At 60.0% G+C, this 22729-nt stretch carries 24 protein-coding genes; 9 read left to right on the forward strand and 15 right to left on the reverse strand.

The features are described from left to right. Positions 1–134 precede the first annotated feature (134 nt). A complete protein-coding gene (locus ACZ41T_RS13605) occupies positions 135–350 on the reverse strand; it encodes a hypothetical protein (protein WP_464921913.1) in 216 nt (71 codons plus the stop codon). A gap of 26 nt (positions 351–376) precedes the next feature. On the opposite strand from ACZ41T_RS13605, the gene glgA reads away from it, so the two are divergent. From glgA to ACZ41T_RS13620, 3 genes are all read left to right on the forward strand, one after another. After that, positions 377–1834 (forward strand): glycogen synthase GlgA, encoded by a 1458-nt coding sequence (gene glgA / locus ACZ41T_RS13610; RefSeq protein ID WP_464921914.1) that lies wholly within the window; start codon positions 377–379, stop codon positions 1832–1834. A 17-nt stretch (positions 1835–1851) separates the two neighbouring features. Continuing rightward, positions 1852–4326 carry a glycogen/starch/alpha-glucan phosphorylase gene (locus ACZ41T_RS13615; protein ID WP_464921915.1) on the forward strand — a complete coding sequence of 825 codons (2475 nt, stop codon included), beginning with the start codon at positions 1852–1854 and terminating at the stop codon, positions 4324–4326. 253 nt (positions 4327–4579) lie between these two features. Further along, positions 4580–5326, forward strand: a complete 747-nt coding sequence (locus ACZ41T_RS13620) for a hypothetical protein (protein ID WP_464921916.1) — start codon at positions 4580–4582, stop codon at positions 5324–5326. A 188-nt stretch (positions 5327–5514) separates the two neighbouring features. Here the strand turns inward: ACZ41T_RS13620 and ACZ41T_RS13625 are convergent, their stop codons facing one another. The 8 genes from ACZ41T_RS13625 to ACZ41T_RS13660 all read right to left on the reverse strand — a co-directional run bounded on the left by ACZ41T_RS13625 (position 5515) and on the right by ACZ41T_RS13660 (position 11422). Continuing rightward, positions 5515–5880, reverse strand: coding sequence for a hypothetical protein (locus ACZ41T_RS13625; RefSeq protein WP_464921917.1), 366 nt, complete (start codon positions 5878–5880; stop codon positions 5515–5517). A gap of 152 nt (positions 5881–6032) precedes the next feature. After that, positions 6033–6413: an aspartate 1-decarboxylase gene (gene panD / locus ACZ41T_RS13630; protein WP_464921918.1), complete on the reverse strand. Its 381-nt coding sequence runs from the start codon at positions 6411–6413 to the stop codon at positions 6033–6035. Between the two features lie 40 nt (positions 6414–6453). Further along, positions 6454–7299 carry a pantoate--beta-alanine ligase gene (panC, locus tag ACZ41T_RS13635; RefSeq protein ID WP_464921919.1) on the reverse strand — a complete coding sequence of 282 codons (846 nt, stop codon included), beginning with the start codon at positions 7297–7299 and terminating at the stop codon, positions 6454–6456. After that, entirely contained in the window at positions 7299–8087 is a 789-nt protein-coding gene (gene panB / locus ACZ41T_RS13640; RefSeq protein WP_464921920.1) for a 3-methyl-2-oxobutanoate hydroxymethyltransferase, read from the reverse strand. Before panB ends, panC begins: the two co-directional genes overlap by 1 nt. A 1-nt stretch (position 8088) precedes the next feature. Continuing rightward, entirely contained in the window at positions 8089–8730 is a 642-nt protein-coding gene (locus ACZ41T_RS13645; protein WP_464921921.1) for a deoxynucleoside kinase, read from the reverse strand. Beyond that, entirely contained in the window at positions 8727–9233 is a 507-nt protein-coding gene (folK, locus tag ACZ41T_RS13650; RefSeq protein WP_464921922.1) for a 2-amino-4-hydroxy-6-hydroxymethyldihydropteridine diphosphokinase, read from the reverse strand. The genes ACZ41T_RS13645 and folK overlap by 4 nt, the downstream gene beginning before the upstream one ends. Continuing rightward, positions 9230–10585: a polynucleotide adenylyltransferase PcnB gene (pcnB, locus tag ACZ41T_RS13655; RefSeq protein ID WP_464921923.1), complete on the reverse strand. Its 1356-nt coding sequence runs from the start codon at positions 10583–10585 to the stop codon at positions 9230–9232. The genes folK and pcnB overlap by 4 nt, the downstream gene beginning before the upstream one ends. Positions 10586–10663: 78 nt before the next feature. Further along, a complete protein-coding gene (locus tag ACZ41T_RS13660; protein ID WP_464921924.1) occupies positions 10664–11422 on the reverse strand; it encodes an ABC transporter ATP-binding protein in 759 nt (252 codons plus the stop codon). Between the two features lie 482 nt (positions 11423–11904). Here ACZ41T_RS13660 and ACZ41T_RS13665 point away from each other — a divergent pair, with 482 nt between their 5' ends. From ACZ41T_RS13665 to ACZ41T_RS13690, 6 genes are all read left to right on the forward strand, one after another. Further along, entirely contained in the window at positions 11905–13104 is a 1200-nt protein-coding gene (locus ACZ41T_RS13665) for a DNA cytosine methyltransferase (protein ID WP_464921925.1), read from the forward strand. After that, positions 13101–13703, forward strand: a complete 603-nt coding sequence (locus tag ACZ41T_RS13670; RefSeq protein WP_464921926.1) for a hypothetical protein — start codon at positions 13101–13103, stop codon at positions 13701–13703. The genes ACZ41T_RS13665 and ACZ41T_RS13670 overlap by 4 nt, the downstream gene beginning before the upstream one ends. A 61-nt stretch (positions 13704–13764) precedes the next feature. Further along, on the forward strand, positions 13765–15138 hold the full coding sequence (locus tag ACZ41T_RS13675) for an IS1182 family transposase (RefSeq protein ID WP_464921300.1): 1374 nt from the start codon (positions 13765–13767) through the stop codon (positions 15136–15138). Positions 15139–15239: 101 nt separating this feature from the next. Next, positions 15240–15740, forward strand: coding sequence for a phosphoribosyltransferase-like protein (locus ACZ41T_RS13680; RefSeq protein ID WP_464921927.1), 501 nt, complete (start codon positions 15240–15242; stop codon positions 15738–15740). Position 15741: 1 nt separating this feature from the next. Beyond that, positions 15742–17841 carry an ORC-CDC6 family AAA ATPase gene (locus ACZ41T_RS13685; RefSeq protein WP_464921928.1) on the forward strand — a complete coding sequence of 700 codons (2100 nt, stop codon included), beginning with the start codon at positions 15742–15744 and terminating at the stop codon, positions 17839–17841. Then, positions 17838–18824: a hypothetical protein gene (locus ACZ41T_RS13690; RefSeq protein WP_464921929.1), complete on the forward strand. Its 987-nt coding sequence runs from the start codon at positions 17838–17840 to the stop codon at positions 18822–18824. The genes ACZ41T_RS13685 and ACZ41T_RS13690 overlap by 4 nt, the downstream gene beginning before the upstream one ends. Positions 18825–19141: 317 nt before the next feature. Here the strand turns inward: ACZ41T_RS13690 and vapC are convergent, their stop codons facing one another. The 6 genes from vapC to ACZ41T_RS13720 all read right to left on the reverse strand — a co-directional run bounded on the left by vapC (position 19142) and on the right by ACZ41T_RS13720 (position 22706). After that, the gene (gene vapC / locus ACZ41T_RS13695) at positions 19142–19558 is read right to left on the reverse strand and encodes a type II toxin-antitoxin system tRNA(fMet)-specific endonuclease VapC (protein WP_464921930.1); all 417 of its coding nucleotides are present in this window, start codon (positions 19556–19558) and stop codon (positions 19142–19144) included. Between the two features lie 2 nt (positions 19559–19560). Next, a complete protein-coding gene (locus ACZ41T_RS13700; protein ID WP_464921931.1) occupies positions 19561–19785 on the reverse strand; it encodes an antitoxin in 225 nt (74 codons plus the stop codon). Positions 19786–19863: 78 nt separating this feature from the next. Continuing rightward, complete coding sequence (locus ACZ41T_RS13705) at positions 19864–20724, reverse strand: FecCD family ABC transporter permease (RefSeq protein ID WP_464921932.1); 861 nt, start codon at positions 20722–20724, stop codon at positions 19864–19866. Between the two features lie 62 nt (positions 20725–20786). Beyond that, complete coding sequence (locus ACZ41T_RS13710) at positions 20787–21431, reverse strand: peptidylprolyl isomerase (RefSeq protein WP_464921933.1); 645 nt, start codon at positions 21429–21431, stop codon at positions 20787–20789. 262 nt (positions 21432–21693) lie between these two features. Then, the gene (locus ACZ41T_RS13715; RefSeq protein WP_464921934.1) at positions 21694–22323 is read right to left on the reverse strand and encodes a DsbA family protein; all 630 of its coding nucleotides are present in this window, start codon (positions 22321–22323) and stop codon (positions 21694–21696) included. A 29-nt stretch (positions 22324–22352) separates the two neighbouring features. Beyond that, a complete protein-coding gene (locus ACZ41T_RS13720) occupies positions 22353–22706 on the reverse strand; it encodes a winged helix-turn-helix transcriptional regulator (RefSeq protein WP_464921935.1) in 354 nt (117 codons plus the stop codon). Between the last annotated feature and the right edge of the window lie 23 nt (positions 22707–22729).

The raw sequence follows: 22729 nt of genomic DNA on the forward strand, positions 1-22729 counted from the left end.
GGGCCAGGGGTCGGGATTCAGGGGTCAGGGTTCATGTGGCCTTGGCCACGCTATTCAAAGGCGCGAAGCACAAAGCCCCCTGATCCCTGACCCCTGAATCCCGACCCCTAAGAAAAAACAAGGCTCTTTCGCCGTTATTTGTTGGTGTTGGCCAGCCCCGGAACGGCTTTAGCCGCGATGCGGGCGGTAGCCCGCAAAGGTGGCGCGACAAGACCTTGGCGAGCATTTGCTCTTTGCGCCTTGCGGCGCGTCGCGGCTAAAGCCGCTCCCACGGGGTCGCCTGCGAGATGCCGCAAAATAAGAACTTCATCGGAGGGGGCAAGACATAAATCAACAGCCAACAGTGACATAGCCAAAAACAATGAAAAGCGGAGCAATGAAAATACTATTTGTCGCCAGCGAAGCCTATCCGCTGGTAAAAACCGGCGGGCTGGGCGACGTGCTCTACAGCCTGCCACATGCGCTGCACGCTCGCGGTGCCGATATCCGCCTGGTGCTGCCGGCCTACCGTGCGCTGTTGCGCCAGCTCGATCAGGTGCGCATTCTTGGCTGGCTCGAGGTGCGCGGTTCCGCTGGCATCGTCACTGCGCGCGTCCTGGAAACGCGTCATCCCGATTACGCGTTTCCGTTGTGGCTGGTCGATTGTCCTGCGCTGTTCGACCGCGAGGGCAATCCCTATGTCGACGAAAGCGGCCGGGACTGGGCGGACAATGCCGAGCGCTTTACGGTGTTTGCACGGGTGGCGGCGTTGCTGGCGCAGGACGCGCTGGACCTCGGCTGGCAGCCCGCGGTGGTGCACGCGCACGACTGGCAGACTGGACTTGCAGCGGCGTTTCTGGCCGAACAGCCGGTGCGCCCGAAAACCGTGTTCACCATTCACAACCTCGCCTATGGCGGCAATTTTACCCACAGCGATTTCGTGCGCCTGCAGCTACCCGGCCACTGGTGGTCGTCCGAAGGGGTGGAGTTCCACGGCGGCTTTTCGATGCTGAAGGCCGGCATCGTGTATGCGGACGCCGTCACTACCGTCAGTCCCACCTATGCCCAGGAAATCTGCACACCCGAATTCGGCTGCGGGCTCGACGGTCTGTTGCTGTCGCGGCAATACAAGCTGCACGGCATTCTGAACGGCATCGACACGACGATCTGGAATCCGTCCACCGACGCACACCTGCCCGCACGCTATTCGATGGGCCGGATCCAGCCGGGCAAGCGGCGCAACAAACAGGCCCTGCTCGAACGCTTCCTGCCGCACGTCGACGATACGGCGATGCAGGCGCCGCTGCTGGGCTTGGTGGGGCGGCTGGTCGAGCAGAAGGGAATCGACTGGGTGCTGGCGGCGATACCGGCGCTGCTCGCCGAAACCGATGTGCGCATCGTGCTGCTGGGCAGCGGCCAGGCGGTGTACGAAAAGAAACTCACCCAACTGGCCAAACAGCATCCAGAACGGCTGTTTGTGAAAATCGGCTACGACGAGCCGCTGGCGCACCTGATCGAGGCCGGCGCCGACCTGTTCCTGATGCCGTCGCGATTCGAGCCGTGCGGATTGAACCAGATGTACGGCCTGCGCTACGGCACGCCGCCTGTCGTGTTCAGGACTGGCGGGCTGGCCGACACCGTGGTGGATGCGAATGACACTACGCTGGCAGACGCCACTGCCACCGGTTTTGTATTCGACACTCCCGGTGCGTCCGCCTTTCTGGGTGCTATCCACCGAGCGCTCGACCTGTATCGCCAGCCCAAAAAATGGCGACGGTTGCAGCAGACCGGCATGCGTCAGTCGTTCGACTGGTCGGACAGCGCAGGCCACTATCTTGCACTCTATTCCTTATGAATTCAGACAGAATCACTATGCCTGCCGAAAAATCAGCCGCCCCCTGTTCCCTCGTCCTGAAACCGCTGCCGAACAGCAGCGAGGCGTTCACCCACGATCTCGAGCGCTACCAGTTTTATCACCTGGGGCGCATGCTGGGCAGTCCGCCGCTCTACACCTACCAGGCGCTGGCGCGGACGCTGCGCGACCACCTCATGTCGGACTGGATGAATACTTATGTTGCGCGCGACCAGCCGGGCAAGCGTCGCGCCTATTATCTGTCGCTGGAGTTTCTGATCGGCCGTGCACTATCCAACCACGTGCTCAACCTGGGGCTGGACGAGGTGTCGCGCGAGGCCTTGCACGGTTTTGGCCAGACGCTGGAAAGCCTCGCCGAAGAGGAGCCCGACGCCGGGCTGGGGAACGGCGGTCTGGGCCGGCTCGCTGCGTGCTTCATGGACAGCTGCGCTACGCTGAATCTGCCGGTGATGGGCTATGGCATTCATTACGAGTACGGCATGTTCCGCCAGCATATCGAAAACGGCTATCAGATCGAGAACCCCGACAACTGGCTGCGCGACGGCAATCCGTGGGAGGTCGAGCGGCCTGAATATACCTGCCACGTGCCGTTTGGCGGCCATACCGAGCATTTTCACGACAAGGCGGGGATCCATCGTGCACGCTGGGCGGACACCAGCGATGTGCTGGCGGTCCCGTACGATATGCCGATTTCAGGCTACCGCAACCATGCGGTGAACACGCTGCGTTTATGGAAGTCCGAGGCCACGGACGAATTCAATCTCAATGAATTCAATGCCGGCAGCTACGCCGAAGCGGTGCAGGAAAAAAACTACGCCGAGCACATTTCCATGGTGCTCTACCCAAACGACGCCAGTGAAAACGGCAAGGAATTGCGCCTGCGCCAGCAGTATTTTCTGGCCTCGGCCAGCCTGCAGGATGCGCTGCGCCAGTGGCGTACGGCAGGCAACAGCGACCTGTCGAAATTTGCCGAGCACAACGTGTTCCAGATGAACGACACCCACCCATCCATCGCGGTGGCCGAGCTGATGCGTCTGTTGCTTGACCAGGAGCGCATGCAGTGGGATGAGGCCTGGGCGATCACCACGAAAAGCATGGCCTACACCAACCACACGCTGCTGCCCGAGGCGCTGGAGCGCTGGCCGGTTACGCTGTTCGAACGCCTGCTGCCGCGCCCGCTGGAAATCATCTGCGAAATCAATGCGCGGTTCTTGCACGACGTGGCGGTGAAATGGCCGGGTGACATCGAACGCCGACGCCGCATGTCGATCATCGAAGAGGGCGATGTGCAGCAGGTGCGCATGGCCTGGCTGGCCATCGTCGGCAGCTTTTCGGTCAACGGCGTTGCCGCGCTGCACTCGCGGCTGCTGAAGGAAGGTCTGTTCCGCGATTTCGTCGACCTGTGGCCGCACAAGTTCAACAACAAGACCAATGGCGTGACGCCGCGACGCTGGATGGCGCATGCCAACCCCAGCATGAGCGCACTCATCAGCAGCAAGATCGGCGAAGACTGGGTGGTCGATCTGTCGCAACTGGAAAAGCTCAAGCCGCTGGCCGACCTGAAAAACACGGAATTCCATGCCGACTGGCGCGCGATCAAGCGCGCCAACAAGCAACGCCTTGCGACGCTGGTCAAGGCCGAGTGCGGGGTCGAATTCAACCCGGACGCGCTGTTCGACGTGCAAGTCAAGCGCATCCACGAATACAAGCGGCAGCTGCTCAACGTGCTGCACGTGATCCATCTGTACAACCGCATCAACCGCGGACGGCTGGACGGCTGGGCAGATCGCTGCGTGCTGATCGGCGGCAAGGCGGCGCCGGGCTACGTCATGGCCAAGCGCATCATCAAGCTCATCAACAGCGTGGCCGAGATGGTCAACAGCGACCCCGACGTCGATGGCCGCCTCAAGGTCGCCTTCCTGCCCAACTACCGGGTGACCAGCATGGAAATCATCGCGCCGGCGACCGACCTGTCGGAGCAGATTTCGACCGCCGGCAAGGAAGCGTCCGGCACCGGCAACATGAAATTCATGATGAACGGCGCCGTCACCATCGGCACCTATGACGGTGCCAACATCGAAATCCTTGAAGCGGTGGGTGAGAAAAGTTTCTTCCTCTTCGGCCTGCATGCCGAGGAAGTCGAGACGCTGCGTCCGCAGTACCAGCCGCTGTCCTACGTGGAAAAAGACCCCGAACTGCGCGATGTGATCGACCTTCTGGCATCGGGCCATTTCAACCTGAGCGAAGCGGGCATCTTCGACATGATCCTCAACACCCTGCTGAGCCCGCACGACCCCTGGATGGTGCTGGCGGATTTTCGCAGCTATGTCGATGCGCAGGAGCGGGTGTCGCAGGCCTGGCAGGACGAAGCGGGCTGGACGCGCATGAGCATCCTCAACACGGCGTCGAGCGGCTTCTTTTCTACCGATCGCACCATGCAGGAATACAACGCCGACATCTGGAAGCTGAAATAGGCACAATTGCCTTGCAGGGTCGCGGCAATGGAAGGCCTGAAGCGACCAAAGAAGTGTGCTTGTTGAACATCCGTTTGGCCGGCAGATGGCGGCTATCTGCGAGTGGAGTCCGATGGTTTAAACTCCGTGCTCATCAGGCGGGGCATTCAATTTTTTCCGTGCCGGGAAAATATTGTGTCCCCCCCCGTTTATTCGCCCGTTTCCCCCAACGTACTTGAGTTGCCGATTGAATTTTTGAATGAGGAAATTGACCATGATCTCTGGAATGAAGACGATAATTTTTTTCTTGATGGGCGCCTTTGCCCTGGTTTCTTCCGGGTCTGCTCTGGCCGTACTGACCACCGATGAACTGACCAGACTGAAGACCTCGGGTCTTGGTGAGGATGTGATCCTCTTCATGATTGAAAACGATTACGGCAACATCGATCGGGTGGTGAAGCTCAAGGAGGCGGGCTTTGCCGACGAGACGATATCATCGGTCATCAGGAGCGATCTCAAGGCGGGTACTGAAACGAAGCGGCCCGCACTTCAACCGCAGCAAGTCAAGCAAGTTGAGCCCGTAGCCGAGCCCGTGACCCAACCCGTGGCCAAGCCGGTGGCCGAAACGACGGCGCTCATGCAGACCTCGGGAAAGGTGACGATCGAGCAGTATTTGGCGGTTGGAGAGCCGACCGTTCAAAAAAATCAGGAAATCCCGGACGCCACGATTTCGTTACTCCAGGGGCGGCGTTTGAAAATTGAATGGGATGGCAGCAAGCTTACCCCGACCGTGGGCAATCTCATCCTCCGAGGCAAACCGTTTACAAGCCCGTTTTATTGGGATTTGGACAAGGGCGATGGCTTGCACAGCGTAAATTCCAAGGACAACTCCTTCATCCTGCGAACGGGGCACTTGCATCAGGGCAGCCCCAGGGCAAACAAATCGCAGTACTGGGTTATGCACTTGACCCCCGGCAGCCCGGATTTGGAGAAACGAATCAGGGCATTATTATCGGAATGAGCTGGCTGAACCAGGCAGTCGATATGGCCGTCATTGCGAGCGCAACGAAGCAATCCAGCTATTGATCGTGGACATTTCTGGATTGCCCTAAAGGGCTCCGATCCACATGGGCTGAAGCTCATGTGGAATCGTATGCCACGTCGCTGCGCTCCTCGCTATGACAAATTGCAATGACAAACTAGTCAGCCCTAGAGAGGCAAGCCAAACAGCAGGGTGTGAACGGCGCCGACAGCAAATGCACCATGAATGAAAATAATGCTTTTTGACAATATTCCTTTTCTTCTGATCAGGAAATAAAGTGTCACGCCACCTAAAACCGTTAAAGCCAACAATCCAAGTGTCGGTTTTATCGATTGGGCCGTTTCATTGCCGATAAAAAATGAAGCGGCCAACAGCATTGCGCCCAATGCGCCGGTACGCCCATGCAATAGCCCTGTATCAAATGGCGTGTTCTTGTCGGCGAGGCGTACAAAGGCTGTTATTGCGCCGCCTATGATGGCAGCGGCAATAAGCGCTAATGCTGACAGGGCCAACCACGTTTCCGGTAATTGCACTTTTTATCCCTTCGCATGATGTCAAGGTGACGCGTCCTGTTTGTCCCCCGGCCGGTTCCCGCCCCACGCAGGAATCCTGGCCAATAGCCGATTCCAGATATCCATAAAAAAGACCGGGTTCTCCCCGGCCTTTTGACTGGATGGGCGCAGGCTTACGCCGCCTGGGCCGGAATTGCCTGACGGGTGTCCATGATGCGATTGTCCGCGTCGACGTACACCAGTTCGGGCGCGTAGCGCGTCAGTTCCAGTTCGTTGTAGATGGCGAAGGTGGCGATGATGACGAGGTCGCCCGGGTTCGCCTTGTGTGCGGCGGCGCCGTTCACCGAAATGATGCCGGAATCGCGCGCCGCGCGAATGGCATAGGTGGTGAAGCGCTCGCCGTTGGTGACGTTGTAGATCTGGATCTGCTCGTATTCGTGGATGTTGGCCGCATCCAGCAGGGTTTCGTCGATCGCGCACGAACCTTCGTAATGCAGCTCGGAATGCGTGACGGTCGCCCGGTGCAGCTTGGACTTGAGCATCGTTCTTTGCATGACGGTGCCCTCAATAAGGGAAAGCCCGCATTATAAAACCTCAGGCCGGATTGCCCAAGGCCGCCTCGATGTTGTCGATCAGCCGGGTTTTTCCCAGCCAGGCCGCGCCCAGCACCGCCAGCCGGGCGCTGCCGGGCGCGGGCACCTGCAGGGTCGCGGCGTCGCGCAGCGCGACATAATCGACCCGCCAGCCCGCCATTTTCAGGTGACGGGCGGCGGTGGCGGCGAGCGCCTCGAAGTCGCGTTCGCCCGCCTGGACGGCTGCAGCGACGGCGGCGAGTTCACGCTGCAGCTGCGCGGCCTGGATGCGTTCGGACGCGCCGAGGTAGGCGTTGCGCGAACTCATCGCCAGCCCGTCGGCCTCGCGCAGGGTGGCGCCCGCCACGATCTCGATCGGCAGGTTGAACTGCCGCACCAATTCGCGGATGACGAACAGTTGCTGGAAATCCTTCTTGCCGAATACCGCCACGCGCGGCTGCACCAGGTTGAAGAGCTTCAGCACCACGGTGGCGACACCGCTGAAATGGCCGGGTCGGAAGGCGCCGCACAGGTCGTTCGCCAGGCTGTCGGGCGGCTGCACAGTGAAGGTCTGCGGCACCGGGTACATCTCGGCGGCATCGGGCGCGAACACCAGGTCGCAGCCGGCGGCGGCGAGCTTGTCGCAGTCGGCATCGAGGGTACGCGGATAGCGCTCGAAATCTTCGCCGGCGCCGAACTGCAGCGGGTTGACGAAAATGCTCGCCACCACCGGTCGGCCGTGCCGTTTCGCCAGTTCGACCAGCGCCACATGCCCCGCGTGAAGATTGCCCATGGTCGGCACGAACACGGTACCGCTCTGCCCGGCGAGCGTGGCGCGCAGCTCAGCGGCGGTATGAAAAACCTGCATCAGAACGCGTGTTCGGCGGCCGGGAAGCTGCCATCCTTCACCGCGGCGACGTAGGCGCGCGTGGCGGCCTCGATGCTGTCGGTTCCAGCCAGAAAGTTCTTCGAGAATTTCGGCGCGCGCGGGTACAGGCCCAGCATGTCGTACAGCACCAGCACCTGGCCGGAACAATTCACCCCGGCACCGATGCCAATGGTGGGAATCGTGAGCGCCTCGGTCACCATTTTTGCCAGCGCGGCCGGCACCATCTCCAGCACGATGAGGCCGGCGCCGGCGGCTTCCAGCGCGCGCGCGTCGGCGATCAGTTGTGCGGCCGCAGCATCCTCGCGCCCCTGCACCCTGTAGCCACCGAGCTGGTTCACCGACTGCGGCAGCAGGCCCACGTGCGCGCACACCGGAATGCCGCGCTGGGTGAGGAAGGCCACGGTGTCGACCATCACCGCGCCGCCTTCCAGCTTGACCATGTGCGCGCCCGCCGCCATCAGCCGCGCCGCGGCGGCAAACGCGCGCTCGGGCGAGGGCTGGTAGCTGCCGAAGGGCAGGTCGGCGACGATCAAGGCCCGCTCGGCTCCCATTGCGACGCAGCGCGTGTGATAGGTCATTTCGGCAAGCTTCACCGGCAGCGTCGAGGTGTGACCCTGGATCACCATGCCGAGCGAATCGCCGACCAGCAGCACGTCGACGCCGGCGGCGTCGAGCACGCGCGCAAAGCTGGCGTCATAGCAGGTGAGCACGGCGATTTTTTCACCGTTGTTGCGCATCGCCTTGAGGGTGGACAGGGTGACGCTCATCTCATGCCGCCCGGTTGAAGAATTCGCGCGGCCCGCGCATCTTGCTCATGCGTTCGATCAGCAGCTCGAAGTCGGCTTCGCTCTGCGCGAAGTTGAGGTTGCCGGTGTTGACGATGAGGAGGGGCGCGGCTTCGTAGCGATGGAAGAACTCGCTGTAGCTGTTGGTCAAACGCTGCAGGTAGTCCGTATCCATGCCGCGCTCGAAGTCCACGCCGCGGCGCCTCACGCGCTCCTGCAGCGCATCGATCGGTGCCTGCAGGTAGACCACCAGGTCCGGTGTCGGCGCCTGCGGCGCAAGGTCGGCATAGACCTTCTGGTACAGCTCGAACTCGTCGTCGTCGAGGTTCATCCGCGCGAACAGCATGTCCTTGTCGATCAGGAAATCCGACACCGTGCCGGCGCGGAACAGGTCGCCCTGCGCCAGATCGCGCAGCTGGCGCGCGCGATCGAACAGGAAATGCAGCTGCGTCGGCAGCGCGTAGCGCCGGGGCTCCTGGTAGAAGCGCGGCAGGAAGGGGTTGTCGCTGGCGTTTTCCAGCAGGGTGTCGGCCCCCATGCGCTCGGCCAGCCTGTGGGTGAGGCTGGTCTTGCCGGCGCCGATCGGGCCTTCGACGACGACGTAGCGGTAACGGGAAAGACTCATGCGTTGACGGCGGCAGCGGCAGGAAAAACGGGGACGATAGACTGCCCGGCGCAGCCCGCAAGCCAGTCGGCGGCGCGGCCGCGGCCGGGGATCGTCGCGTCGGTGGCGATTTCCAGCAGTGGCAGCAGTACGAAGCCGCGTTCGGTCATGCGCGGGTGCGGCAGCGTCAGGCCTTCTTCGTGGAAATGCGCGTCGCCGTACAGCAGGAGGTCGAGGTCGAGCGTGCGCGGCGCGTTGCGGAAGCTGCGTTCGCGGCCGTGGCGGTGCTCGATATCCAGCAGCGCGGCGAGCAGCGCGCGCGGCGCGAGGCCGGTTTCTATTCGTGCCACTGCGTTGATGAAATCGGGCTGGTCGACGTAGCCTACCGGCGCCGAGGCGTACAGACTGGAACGCGCGAGCAGCCGGGTGGCGGGCAGGCGGTCGAGTTCGGCCAGCGCGTATTCCACCTGCGCCGCCGGGTCGTTGAGGTTCGCCCCCAGCCCGATGGTGGCGATCACGTTCATGCGGGCGGCGTCTCGCCGGCGGCTTCGCCCGGCTTTTTGCGACGGCGCTTGCGGCGCGGTTTGGGCGTGCTGTCGGCCAGCAGCATGGCGGCACGTTCGTTGTCGCCAACCGCCTGGAAGCGCGTCCACCACTCGCCGAGTTCGGCGTCGACCTCGCCGGATTCGGCGCGCAGCAGCAAGAAGTCGTAGGCGGCGCGGAAGCGCGGATGCTCCAGCAGGCGGAACGGGCGCTGTCCGCCACGCTGTTCGAAGCGCGGCTGCAGCGCCCAGATTTCCTTGATCATGCCGTCGTAGCGGCGCGGGATGGCGAGCTGGTCGCGCTGCGCATCGAGCACCTCGTCCATCGCCATGAACAGGGCAGGCTGCGGCTTTTCTCCGGCAGCCTCGAGCGCGCGCCAGCGCTGCAGCACCTGCGGCCACAGCAGGGCGCCGAACAGGAAGGCCGGCGAGGCCGGCTTGTCCTGCGCGATGCGGGCGTCGGTGGTTTTCAGCGCGGCGGTGATGAAGCGCTCGCCGGTGGTGTCGTCCAGGATCGTGTCGAGCAGCGGCAGCATGCCGTGGTGGAGGCCTTCGGCGCGCAGCTGGTGGACGCCGCGGAGCGCGTGGCCCGACATCAGCAGTTTCAGCGCCTCGTCGAAGATGCGCGCGCGCGGGATGTTGGACAAGAGCGGCGCCAGGGTGGCGACCGGCCTGCGGGTGTCGGGGTCGATGTGGAAGTCGAGCTTGGCGGCAAAGCGCGCAGCGCGCAGCATGCGCACCGGGTCTTCGCGGAAGCGCGTCTCGGGGTCGCCGATCATACGCAGCACGCGCTTCTTGCAGTCGGCCACGCCGCCGAAATAGTCGTGCACCTCCTCGCTCAGGGGGTCGTAATACAGCGCGTTGATGGTGAAGTCGCGGCGCGCGGCGTCGTCCGCCATGTTGCCGAACACGTTGTCGGACAGCAGGCGACCGTGCTCGTCGGTCGAGCGCCCGTCTTCCTCATCGGCTTCCTTCTGGCCGTTGGCGCGGAAGGTGGTGACTTCGATGGTGACGCGGCCACACATCACATGCACGATCTGGAAGCGCCGCCCGATGATGCGCGAGCGGCGGAACAGCCGCCGCACTTCTTCCGGGGTGGCGTCGGTGGCGACGTCGAAATCCTTGGGCGTCTTGCCCAGCAGCAGGTCGCGCACCGCGCCGCCGACGAGGTAGCCCTTGAATCCAGACTGCGCCAGGGTTTCGCAGGTTTTCAGCGCGCAGTCGTCGAGCTGGTCGCGGCGGATGCCGTGTTTGGACTGCGTCAGGATCTGTGCGGCTGAGGCAGCGCCGCGCGGTTTGCGGCTGAATACTTTGTTGATGAAGCGACGAATCATGGGGTACGCGGGGGCGGTTATATGCGGGATAGATCGCGATTATACAGGCTGGGTCAAGCACCTTTTCAGCAGGCTTTGTCAGCCCTTTTGCCGCCACAGCGTCGCCGTGCCGGGGCCGTACAGGGTTTCGAGCGAATCTGGAGTGAGCAGGTCGGCCGGGCTGCCCAGTTGCCAGCGCCCGTCGCCGAAGAGAAATAGCAGGCGGTCGCAGTGGCAGGCCGCCCAGTTGGGGTCGTGCAGGGTCAGCACCACGCTGCGTCCGGCATCCGCCTCGCTGCGCGCCCACGCCAGCAGCCGTGCCTGGTGCGCGGGATCCAGATGCGTCAGCGGTTCGTCGAGCAGGGCGATGCGCGGCGCCTGCACCGCCAGCTGCGCCAGCCGCGCGCGCTGGCGCTCGCCGCCGGACAGGGTGGCGAGCGGACGGCGGGCCAGTTCGGTGAGTTTCCAAGCCGCAAGCTGCGGTGCCAGGTCGCCGGATACATGGCCGAATAGCCTGCCGTGGGCAGCGTCGAAAGGAAATCGCCCCAGCGCGACGTAATCGGCCACGCTGCCGAAGAATCCGCCTTCGTCGCCCTGCGGCAGCAGGCCGATGTACTGCGCGCGGGTCAGCGGCGGCAGCGTGTCGAGCGCGCTGCCGTCGAGCGTGACCCGGCCTTGCGCGGGCGCGGCAAGCCCCGCCAGCACCGTCAGCAGCGTCGACTTGCCGGCGCCGTTGGCGCCGAGGATGCCGAGGACTTCGCCGGGTTCGAGCGCGAGGTCGAGCGAGTCGACCAGCGTGCGGGTACCGGCTTGCAGCGTGAGTTGAAACGCGGTCAGTCTGGGAGCAATGGATTCCATGGAACGAAGGGGATCGGTCGTGAATCCGAGCATAGCAGCACCGCGCCCGGGGCGGCATGGTGTGGCGGCGCTGCGTATTGTCCGGGGTGGGCACGGGTTGATCCGTGGTACTTCCGCTATCGACCCGGAAGAGTCAGTCGTGAGGTAGGTCGGAAGCGTCCGTTTGTCGGCCTAAGCAGACGTTCGAAATTTGTTGAGGCGGTACTTTGCGCAGTTAGTTGTAATCTACAACTTCAGAATGGCCGGGATACCGATTAGATCCACTTGCAGCCATTGGATGAAACCAACCCAACGCTAATGGGCGTCATTGACACCGCAGTGATACCATCCCACCAAAATCGGAGCCTCTGAATGTGCGATAGCGATGTTCTCATAGTATCGCTAGCTCCCAAAGTGGCTGGGTTTCGGCAACCCCTTCGCGAGTTCATATGCTAGATGTCCAATCGACACGTGGGATTTGAAGGCAATATACGCAACACTCTATGCGCAACGGTACATTAAAATTTGCGAGCTTATTTTCTGGCTGCGGAGGCTTCGATCTAGGTTTCATACAACATGGTTTCCATCCGCAAGGTGCTTATGACTCAGACCCAGAAGCAGTTGAGAACTTCAAAGCAAACATCAGTGGAGACATCTACAACGTCGACCTCACTAATGGCGTACCCAACGAGCGTTCACTTTACGGCATTGATGCGCTTATTGCGGGTCCACCTTGCCAAGGTTTTTCGACCGCAGGGAAGAGGCTGATTGACGACGAACGAAACCATCTGCTCACTCTAACCGGCCATCTTGCCCGGAGGATATATCCGAAAATATTGGTTGTAGAAAACGTTGCTGGAGCGCTTTCAGGTGCTCATGCGCGTTACTGGAACGAACTGGACGAAACAATGCGGCTCGCCGGTTATCGCACCAAGACCGTTCGCTGCCAGGCTGTCGATCTCGGTATGGCGCAGTTACGGAAGCGCATCTTGTTTTTCGCATGGCGTACTCAGCGGGACATCGATTTCACCACTCCGAGTCTACCTGCAGGAGATCTTCGGTCAGTTCTAGCAGGTGTAAAGAACCAAATTAACCACCATCCGCAGCGACTTTCCACACAGAGCCGCGAGTGGCAAATTGCCAAGAGAATCAAACCAGGTCAGAAGCTTTCTAATGTGCGCGGAGGTGAAAATGCGGTCGCAACGTGGGACATCCCGGAAGTGTTCGGCACGATAACCGAGAATGAGCGCACTGTACTTGAACTTTTGCGCCGTCTACGAAGGCAAGAACGTCAGCGCGATCATGGGGATGCGGATCCAGTTTCACTGGGTCGCCTCGAAGCAGCACTCGGGGGCCGCTTCCATCGTCTCGTTAATGGATTGGTGACTAAAGGCTACCTTAGGGAAGTGGACGATGGGGTCGATCTGGTTGGCACCTTCAACGGGAAGTTCCGGCGACTCGCATGGGATAGACCAAGTTGCACAGTAGATACCCGTTTCGGTTCACCGAGATACTTCCTCCATCCATCTCAACAAAGAGGCTTTACCGTTCGCGAGGCTGCTCGAATCCAAGGCTTCGACGACGGCTATATCTTCCATGGCAATGAAAAGGCCCACTACCGGCTGATCGGTAATGCTGTGCCGCCCCCGCTTGGTGCGTTTGCTGCGAAGATCGCGAAAGGCCTTTTGGGGAGAACCTCATGACGCTAGAACAGCTACGCGCCATGGTGCGGGAATGGGATCGTCACAATACGGGGAATCCAGACGATAGCTCATACCACGAGACCATCCTCAACCAACTCGACTATCACGCGTCAAAAGAGTGGCGTGTTTACTTGCCTGCAGAGCACCCCGATTTCAACACAAGTTACATGGAGCGCCTGGCAGCGTGGATCGGCAACCTCACTGAGGAAGCCGATCAGAAGCTCCTACTGGAATACGCACTCTATATAAGCTTCTTTTCGCACGCTGATTTTGCAGCGCTCTACCGAACGGCGCTTGACCGTGAAATTACCCGCTGGGTAGTCAGTCAAATTGGGGGACGCTTGGAACCTAATGGTGGGCAGGCACTGCATGAGCAAGTGCACCAACAAATACATCACCATACATGGTTCTGTCCCATCACTGACAGTATGGATATTAACGAGTTTTACAAGGTGAATCATCTAAAAGGTGTTGGACATCGCCCTGGGTTCGCCACACTTCAGATGCTGGCTGAAAAATCAGCGGCCCCAGACCCAATGCTTGCGAACAACGTCATTCATTACATGGCAAATCCGAGCCTAGCAGCCTGTCGGACTTGAACCCCCAATTCGTCTTCCAATCCGCGATAATCCCGCTATCGAATCCGAGCCCCTCCATCGCATGAGCCGCTTCCGCCCGATCGACCGCAAGACTGCCTACCTGCTGCCGCCCTCGGTCGAAGACTGGCTTCCCCAAGACCACCTGGCGCGTTTCATCGTCGAAGCCATCGAACAACTCGACCTCACCGAACTGACCCGCGTCTATGCCGGGCGCGGCAGCGCCGCCTACCACCCTGAAGTCCTGCTCAGCCTGCTGGTTTACGGCTACGCCACCGCCACCTTCTCCAGCCGCCGCATCGAACGCGCCACCTACGATTCCGTCGCCTTCCGCTACCTCGCCGCAGGCAGCCACCCCGATCACGACACGCTCGCCAGCTTCCGCCGCCGCTTTCTTGAAGAACTCGCCGGCGTGTTCCTGCAAGTGCTCGAACTGGCGAGCGAGATGAAGCTCCTGAAGCTGGGGACAGTCAGCCTCGACGGCACCAAGGTTCACGCCAACGCCTCCCGCCACAGTGCGCTCTCGCACGGCCACATCGTCAAGCTCGAAACCCAACTCAAGGCCGAAGTACAAGACCTGCTGGCGACAGCCGAAGCCGCTGACCAGGCCGACATCCCGGATGGCGTGAATCTGCCCGCAGAAATCAAACGCCGTGAAGACCGGCTGGCCGTCATGGCCGCCGCCAAAGCCAAGATCGAAGCGCGTGCCCGAGCCCGCTTCGAAGCGGAACAAGCGGCTTATGAAACGAAGCTCGCCCAGCGAGCCGCACGCGCAGCGGAATCAGGCAAGAAGCCCAGCGGCAAGCCGCCCCAGCCGCCGACGCCGGAACCCCGTCCGGAAGACCAGATCAATCTCACCGACGAGGAATCCCGCATCATGAAGATTGCCGGCGGCGGCTTTGAGCAGTGCTACAACGCTCAGGCGGCGGTCGATGCGCCGACGATGCTGGTAGTGGCGGCATCACTCACGAATGCGGGCAACGACAAACAGCAGGTTCAGCCGATGCTGGACAAGCTCGGTGCGCTACCCGCCAGCCTGGGCACAGTCGATGCCCTGCTGGCTGACACGGGCTATTGCAGCGCGAACAACATCACCGCTTGCGAAGAAGCTGGAGTTGAACCTTACATTGCCGTCGCCCGCGAAGATCACCATCCCGGCTGGCGCGAGCGTTTCACCGAGCCGCCGCAGTTGGAAGCGGACGCCACGCCGATGCAAAAGATGGCGCATAAACTCAAGACCAAACTGGGGCGGATGCTGTATGCGCTGAGGAAGCAGAGCGTGGAACCGGTGTTTGGCATCATCAAATCGGTGATGGGGTTCAGGCAGTTCTTGCTGCGTGGTTTGGAGAAGGCGAAGGGCGAGTGGACGCTGGTATGTCTGGCGTGGAATTTGAAACGCATGGCCGTGTTGCGCCAGAAATCCGTCCCAAGCGCCTGAAAAGAGCAGAAACCCGTTCAAATTTGATACCGATGCGGCGATGAACGACTAAAAATGCCTAAATATTGTGCAAATACCGTCCCGGCGGGGAAATTGCTGCCGTGCGGGGCTCCAAGTCCGACAGGCTGCTAGATCCTCAAGATCCACTACCGCACCTAGAGCGCTTGGTTTTACTTGAGGATGTTGTTGGGTCGGGCACCCAGTGTCTGAATGCTGTGAAATGGGCTGTAGCCAACCTTGGCAAGCCGGTTTTGTTTATTCCGCTCATCCTTTGTCCAAATGGTGCCGAATCACTACGTTTAGAGGAAGAGCAATCAAACGGTCGCCTAACAGTGCGTCCGGTGGTCGAGCTCCGCCGCAACGACCTGCTCGGCCCACAGCGCAAAGGAGAAAATGGTTGGCCAATAACCGATGAGGTAGAGGATTTGGCGAGACGTTGTGCTGTTCTGGCTTCCGCCAATATGGATCCTTTTGGCTACAGAAATACCGGTTGTTCGTTGGCGACATTCTCGAACACCCCGGATAACACCCTTCCCATCGTTCACCACAAGCCACGAACTGGAACTTGGGAACCCCTTTTCCCACGGGTATATCGAGATTGATATGAATATTACGATTAACCCATTCCAGCAGCTTTACTTCTCCGATGACACCCAGGCAGATAACTTTGTGGAACTGTTTAGCGCTGAGGTCTTGCAAACGGCGATCCATCCGGTTTTTCAGGGTGGCAATGTGGTGCTGAGCGGGACGCAGGGGTGCGGCAAGACGATGATTTTGAGTCTTCTCCGTCCGGAGACGCGCATTGCGTACTGGAAGCTCGGGAAAGATTTTCCCGTAAACAAACAAATGCGCAATTTTATCTCCGCGGGGGTGAATCTTACGCGGAGCCGGATTTCCGACATTGTTCAAGTGACCTTGCACCGCGGCGATGACGCTGATGAACGCGAGATGCCCTTCTACTTCGCGGATTTCTTCAACTACTTGGTAGTGGATGATCTCATCAAGTCAGTTGAAACGATAGGGAAGAATCCTGAGATTTTTGACTCAATCGTGGATATTTCCCGTATTGGGGAATTCGTGTCCGCCGTGGCAAAGCAAGACTGTTGGTTTGGGTCGCTGGATGGCGTCAAAACGGTCGAACAACTGAAGGAAAGAATTGGCGAGCGTATCGATTTTTATAGGCGTTGGGTTAACGGCAACATATCTGAAATGCGGCTACTTGATGATATCAGCCAGAGCAAGACGAACATTGGTGAGCCAATTGCACGAACCGCAGAGTGCCTTCGACAGAGCGGGATAATTTCGGATAGTGTCCCAGTTCTCATTCGCGTTGATCAGATTGAGGAGATGCATCGTGCCTTCACTGATCGGCAGCGTCGTTTGCTCCTTGCTTTTCGGAAAATGCTAAATCGTGCATTCGCATCGAGGGATGCACGAGTTCACTATCGAGCTGGAACTCGACGTTATGGTTGGAGCAATCCTGAATTTTTGGGAATCTGGGGTAGTGAGGCTCGGCTTGAGAACATACGTGACTACCAATTGATCGAAATGGATCAACAGCTGTTCGCGTGGGGAGAAGCAAAGAATACTATCTTCGAAAGGTTCTCAATCGATGCCTTCCAGAAGCGAATGGAATATTACTTTCGGAATGATGCCAACAAGTTAAGACCGCAGCTCGCCAAGTCAATATTCGGGAAACATCCAATTGCGGAAGATCGCATCACTCAGGTAAAGATAGCTCAGGACGATAGGCAGATAGATCGCGCACTGGGTCTCGATTTGGCTGCTGATGGGGGTAAGTGGTCAGAGGAGTGGCGAGAATTTCTCAGGGCGTTATTTCGAACCGGCCATTCAGGAATGCTTGATGCCGTGCTTGCTGCAGCCTGGGGGCGGCAGACCGGCGGAGCACGTTTTAAACGAGAGCATCGGGAGTCGCCTCCACCATTTGACTCGCCATGGCGGGAACGAAAATGGTGGCGTAAGGAGCGGCTCGATCAAGCGGTTTTGCAACTGATGACCCGTTGCCAACAACGGTTTATGTGGTGGGGATACGACGATATCCGTTCTCTAAGTGGCGGGAATATCACTGTGTTCCTCCATATTTGCCACAGGATCTGGGATGGTTTTCTAAAAAATGAATCCAGTCTTCCAGAAAAGAGGCGAACGGATCTTCTAAATGGCGGAACTATTGACCGCAATATCCAAGATGCAGGAATTCTTTTTGCAAGTAATGAATGGTTTAAGAAGTTACCAGAAGAACCCGGAGGGAATGCCAGGCAGGGATTTGTAGAGAAGCTTGGAATGAGGTTGAACGAAGATATGATGCGCGATTTAAGAATGGCGTATCCAGGCGGGAATGGCATCTCCATTACCTTGACAGAGTTCAACTCGGAAGCCGAAGACGTAACTGATTTGAGGAGCTTTATTCGTGAGGCCGTAGGGTATGGCGTCCTATTTGAAACGGAGCACTCATCAAAATCCAAGTCCGGTGGGCGTCGAATAAAATTCTACCTCCATCCTATCCTCTGTCCACGGTTCCAGCTTCCAGAAGCAAGAACGAAGGAACCTTACTACTGGAGGATTGATGAGTTGTTTGAATTGGCAAGAAAGGCTCAAGTAACCCTGGCGAGGGCGCGCGTTTCACAACCTAGAGTTGCTAGAAGCCTTTCCTTGTTCCCCGAGCTAGATAACGACAAATCATGAAATACCGACCTTGGGGCTCGATAGACTGGGCGCTATCGCTCAGTAGCCCGAAGCAGTGGCATTTTGTTGGCACTATAGCAACTGAAGAACGCTCGCTATGTGCTTGGGCTGAGATGCGACGACTAGGATCGGTCAGTGGCGAGGCGTTTGCCGAGATTCATGATATTGATTCCGAAAAATATCGGCATCGTAACCAGATCGCGTTAGAGCAACGTCGTGCTGAGTTCACCGAGCATGGTGGAAATTCAGCAGCCATTTACAGCTTTGGGCTTATGGATGAGTTGTTTCGTATCGACGCGTTTTCTAAACGAGTGGAAGAAGGAAACGCATCAGTCGTATTGGATATCACTTCGCTTCCAAAGAGATTCTTTTTCCCAATCCTTCGAACTCTGGTCGGCAGCGCCAATGTGCGAAACCTTCTTCTAACATACACATCTCCCGAAAGTTATGCGGATGACGCTCCACTTTATGAAGACATTGAGCCTTGGAAAACTTTGCCGGGATTTGGTGGAGTGGGCAGTAAACCGGAGCAGTGGATTGTCAGTGTTGGCTTCCTCGTCGAGAGCCTGAGGCGTTATGTTGGGGATAACCCGCATGAAAAAATGAAGATAATGATTCCATTCCCCGCACCGCTTGCGGCCTTGCGGAGGACATGGAAGTCGGTTGCAGACCTTGAGCAGGGCCACTCAGATGATCGGTTCGATAAATATCGGGTCGACACGCTTGATATGTCGGCCGCCTTCGACCGCATTAAATCACTCGCGGGCAATCCGCCAAGAAGTTTGGCGTTCGCCCCTTTTGGACCAAAGCCGACATCAGCGGCGATGTGTTTGTACGCCCTCCAATGTGATTCCTCCGTTCATTACCCGCAGCCAACTGTCTATCATCCTGAATATTCCAGGGGTATTCGTAGCAGCGATCCCACCAAGGCAGTGTGCGCATATTGGATAAAACACGAAGGCGAGTTTCTTTACAGCGTGTGATGCCCGAAACTTCCCGATCTGTGGTCGCAATCTCCTCTACAGGAGATTGCGACCGTCTGCTTCGGCCGACGAGCCGACCTTCCTGGTGGGTTTGCCAGACGTCCGTTACTCGGGCGATTGCTGCCTGACAGAACAATTTCGAGATTACCTCTGCGGCTGACAAACAAGTTTGATGAGCTATCACATGTCGGTGTTTCGTTGGCCTGGCGCCCGGATATTGTTCCTTTGAGTGCTGAACCAGTCTCGCCGCTGGTTTCCATCATTCCGCCTCTTGATTTCACGTTGGAAGTCGGCAATCAGTTGCTCGGGCATCAGTTTCAACCCGTCCAGTCTTCCAGCCGCAAACCTTTCACTCTCGCGAATTCACGTGTGTTGTGCGTCACCAGGGTGGCATCCAGTGCAAGTGCGTGGGCGGCGATCATCATGTCCATGGGGCCGATAGGCTGGCCGCGTTTTTCCAGACTGGTTCGCCGCTCGCCGTAGAAAACGGCAGCACTCGCGCCATAGTCGCTTACATCGAAGTCCAGCAGGAACTCATCCAGCAGCGCCTGATTGGTTTTGCGCCAGCGGCTTTTCCGTACGCCGTATTGCAGTTCGGACAATACAACGCTGGAAATCAGGGGGCGTTCGTTGCGCGGCAGCGCATCCAGTCTGGCGAGGATGTTGTGCTGATAGTCAGGCTGATTTCCGGTAAGCAGGTAAATGCAGGTGTTGGTGTCCAGCAGCCAGGCCACGCTTACCAATCCCGCTGGTCGGGTTGCGCGGGTTGGTTGCGTTCGAGTTCGCCCTTGAATTTGCCCAGGCAGGCACGGACATGCCGCCAGCGAGTCGCTGACTTGGGCACCAGCACGATTGTTTCGCCTTCGCGGCGGATTTCGACTTCGTCCTCGGTCAGACGGAATTCCTTGGGCAGCCGCACGGCCTGGCTGTTCCCTTGCTTGAAGACTTTAGCGGTTTTCATGGGGTCATTCCGATAAGTGTATACGTGCAAGTGTACACAATATTTTCGGATGCGTGTCTGCGCCCTATCCTGCCGTATTCACGGCCTGCGCAACAGCCACAACATCATCGGCACGCCGAGCAGTGCGGTGAGCACCCCCACCGGCAGTTCGCGCGGCTCGATCACGGTGCGCGCGAGGGCGTCGGCCAGCACCAGCAGGCTGCCGCCGGCCAGGGCGCAGGCGGGGAGCAGCACGCGGTGGCCGGCAAAGCCGAGCCGCCGCAGCGCGTGGGGCACCATCAGCCCGACGAAGCCGATGCTGCCGGCCTGCGCGACAACCAGGGAGGTGGCGGCGCCGGCCAGAACAAACAGCATCCAGCGCGTGGGGGCGACCGCCACTCCGAGCGAGGCGGCTTTGAGCGGCGACAGCTGCAGCACGTCGAGCCGCCTCGATAAGCTCAGCGCGGCAGCCACTGCCAGCAGCAGCGCCGCCCACAGCAGCCCGGGCTGGCTGGTCCAGGCGAGATCGCCCATCAGGAAGAACAGCATGCCGGGCAGGCGCTCGGCGGGCGTCACGGAGAGCACCAGCGCGATCAGCGCGCCGAAGCCCGCCGCCAGCATCACGCCGGCGAGCAGCAGCGGCGTGTGGTCGCGCGCCAGCAGTCGGCCGCCGAGCGCGGCGGCGAGCGCCAGCGCCAGCAGGCTGCCGGCAAACGCCAGCAGGGATATCCACGGCCACGCCAGCCCCGCCGCCATGCCCAGCAGGGCCAGGAGTCCCGCGCCGCCGGATACGCCGAGCAGATAGGGTTCGGCCAGTGGATTGCGGAACAGGGTCTGCATCAGCGCGCCCGCCAGCGCCAACAGGCCGCCGCAGGCGAAGGCCGCGGCCACGCGCGGGCCGCGCAGTTCGGCGAGGATCTGCAGCGCCAGCTCGCGGTCGGCCGGCAGCGTGCCGGCCATCAGGCCGAGCGCGATGGCGAGCGGGGCGGCCAGCCCGAGCAGCAGCAGCCGGGAGGCGTGGCTCAGGGCTGGGCCGCCTCGGGCAGCAGCGTCACGCGCTGCATGACGATGGGATCGACCGGCACATCGCCGTGCGGGCCGCGATTGCCGCGCGGCACCGCGACGATGGCGTCGACTACGTCCATGCCGTCGACCACCCGGCCGAATACGGCATAGCCCCAGCCGTCGCCGCTTCTGCCGCGATGGTTGAGGAAGGCGTTGTCCTTGAGGTTGATGAAGAATTGCGAGCTGGCCGAATGCGGGTCGGCGGTGCGCGCCATCGCCAGTGTTCCGCGCAGATTTGCCAGGCCGTTGTCGGCCTCGTTGCGGATGGGCGGACCCTTGGGCTTTTCGGTCATGTCCGGCAGCATGCCGCCGCCCTGAACCATGAAGTTGGGGATGACGCGATGGAAGATGGTGCCGTCGTAGAACCCGTTTTTTACGTAGTGCAGAAAATTCTTCGTCGTCCTCGGCGCCTGGGCGGGGAACAGCTCCACCGTGATGTTGCCCTTGCCGGTTTCGATCAGCACGCGCGGGTTGGCCGGCTGGCCGGCGGCGGGGGCGGTGGAGACGGTCTGCGCGCCGGGCTCGCTGGCGCCGCAGCCGGAGATACCGAGCATCAGTGCGCCGAGGAACAACACGTTTGAAAACAGGGACAGGCGGGTCATGGGAATGCTCCAGGATAAGGGTGGGTGGATTTTACTGGCCGGCGTCACGCGGCCCAAACGCTGCCTTAAACCCGAATAATCCATTGTGGCCAAAACACCACTTGTGGGAGCACCCGCAAGGGAGAGACCGTGGTTGTAAAGCCGATAAATCGGTAACAAGCACGCACCGGCGTCCTCGCCGCGATTTGCGCTCGCATTCGCGCCGGGGGCGACGCTACCCCTATGTGCGCATCAATATGTGTGCATCAATAGGCAATCCGGGTTAAACAGCAGGCAGCAGGGTGCGGTCGATTGCCTCGCGCACAACCTCAAGGGGCTGGCAGCCGTTGCTGACCGCGTGCAATTGCGAGTCCTGTTGCAGGATCAGCGCGGGGAAACCGCGCACGCCGGCCTGCCGCGCCTGCCTGAAATGTGCCTGGGTTTTTGCGCGGGCGGCGTCGCTGTCGAATGCCTGCATAAATGCGGCGGCATCCACACCGAGACCTGCTGCCAGTTCGGCCAGCGCGCCGGCCTGGGTGACGTCGCGCCCTTCGGCGTAGAAAGCATTTTGGATTGCCCTGAACAGGGGAAAGATCAGCGTCGGTTCGATGCCGCCAATCGCCACCACCGCGCGGCTGGCAGGTTCGGTGTCGTAGACGAAGCCCGGCGGCAGGGCATTGTCGAAACGAAAGGGCTGGCCGGTGCGTTCGTGCACCTGCTGCCAGTGGTGCAGGATGTCCTCGCGCGCCGCCGCCGTCAGCGGCGCGGTTTCGCCAGGTCGCAGCCCGCCCAGCACCAGCGCGATTTTTGTACGTTCGTGGAATTCCTCGCGCAGCGTCTCGATCACGGGCGAAAACCCCCAGCACCACGAACACATCGGGTCGGCGAAGTACCAGAGGATGGCTGTGCTCATGTTGGATGAGGTCTCTTCAGGATGCTGTGTCATGCGCGTTCTTTTCTGATCCGGGTGATCTGTTCCAGGTAGTTTGCGCCCCATCCCTGAAGCATTTTCAGCACCGGCTCAAGCGTTTCCCCGAATGCCGTAAGCGAGTACTCGACTTTTGGCGGAACTTCAGGATAGACCTTGCGCGCCACGACCTGATCGGCTTCCAGTTCCCGCAACTGCCGGGTCAGCATTCTTTGCGTCACCGCAGGCATCAGTCGTGACAATTCGTTGAACCGTTTGGTGCCGCCCAGCAGATGAAACAGGATGACCCCTTTCCATTTGCCGCCGATCACTTCGACGCAGGCCTCGACCGGGCATCCAAAGTCACAGTCGTAACGCTTGTGGCGCATCGGGGTCTCCTTGGGATACAAAA

Source organism: Thiobacillus thiophilus (assembly GCF_055378705.1).

Bases quoted from the DNA above. Each gene is read 5' to 3' on its own strand.
- ACZ41T_RS13605 (WP_464921913.1), bottom strand. From the start codon at position 350: ATGTCACTGTTGGCTGTTGATTTATGTCTTGCCCCCTCCGATGAAGTT.
- glgA (WP_464921914.1), top strand. From the start codon at position 377: ATGAAAATACTATTTGTCGCCAGCGAAGCCTATCCGCTGGTAAAAACC.
- ACZ41T_RS13615 (WP_464921915.1), top strand. From the start codon at position 1,852: ATGCCTGCCGAAAAATCAGCCGCCCCCTGTTCCCTCGTCCTGAAACCG.
- ACZ41T_RS13620 (WP_464921916.1), top strand. From the start codon at position 4,580: ATGATCTCTGGAATGAAGACGATAATTTTTTTCTTGATGGGCGCCTTT.
- panD (WP_464921918.1), bottom strand. From the start codon at position 6,413: ATGCAAAGAACGATGCTCAAGTCCAAGCTGCACCGGGCGACCGTCACG.
- panC (WP_464921919.1), bottom strand. From the start codon at position 7,299: ATGCAGGTTTTTCATACCGCCGCTGAGCTGCGCGCCACGCTCGCCGGG.
- panB (WP_464921920.1), bottom strand. From the start codon at position 8,087: ATGAGCGTCACCCTGTCCACCCTCAAGGCGATGCGCAACAACGGTGAA.
- ACZ41T_RS13645 (WP_464921921.1), bottom strand. From the start codon at position 8,730: ATGAGTCTTTCCCGTTACCGCTACGTCGTCGTCGAAGGCCCGATCGGC.
- folK (WP_464921922.1), bottom strand. From the start codon at position 9,233: ATGAACGTGATCGCCACCATCGGGCTGGGGGCGAACCTCAACGACCCG.
- pcnB (WP_464921923.1), bottom strand. From the start codon at position 10,585: ATGATTCGTCGCTTCATCAACAAAGTATTCAGCCGCAAACCGCGCGGC.
- ACZ41T_RS13660 (WP_464921924.1), bottom strand. From the start codon at position 11,422: ATGGAATCCATTGCTCCCAGACTGACCGCGTTTCAACTCACGCTGCAA.
- ACZ41T_RS13665 (WP_464921925.1), top strand. From the start codon at position 11,905: ATGCGCAACGGTACATTAAAATTTGCGAGCTTATTTTCTGGCTGCGGA.
- ACZ41T_RS13670 (WP_464921926.1), top strand. From the start codon at position 13,101: ATGACGCTAGAACAGCTACGCGCCATGGTGCGGGAATGGGATCGTCAC.
- ACZ41T_RS13675 (WP_464921300.1), top strand. From the start codon at position 13,765: ATGAGCCGCTTCCGCCCGATCGACCGCAAGACTGCCTACCTGCTGCCG.
- ACZ41T_RS13685 (WP_464921928.1), top strand. From the start codon at position 15,742: ATGAATATTACGATTAACCCATTCCAGCAGCTTTACTTCTCCGATGAC.
- ACZ41T_RS13690 (WP_464921929.1), top strand. From the start codon at position 17,838: ATGAAATACCGACCTTGGGGCTCGATAGACTGGGCGCTATCGCTCAGT.
- ACZ41T_RS13700 (WP_464921931.1), bottom strand. From the start codon at position 19,785: ATGAAAACCGCTAAAGTCTTCAAGCAAGGGAACAGCCAGGCCGTGCGG.
- ACZ41T_RS13705 (WP_464921932.1), bottom strand. From the start codon at position 20,724: ATGGCCGGCACGCTGCCGGCCGACCGCGAGCTGGCGCTGCAGATCCTC.
- ACZ41T_RS13710 (WP_464921933.1), bottom strand. From the start codon at position 21,431: ATGACCCGCCTGTCCCTGTTTTCAAACGTGTTGTTCCTCGGCGCACTG.
- ACZ41T_RS13715 (WP_464921934.1), bottom strand. From the start codon at position 22,323: ATGAGCACAGCCATCCTCTGGTACTTCGCCGACCCGATGTGTTCGTGG.
- ACZ41T_RS13720 (WP_464921935.1), bottom strand. From the start codon at position 22,706: ATGCGCCACAAGCGTTACGACTGTGACTTTGGATGCCCGGTCGAGGCC.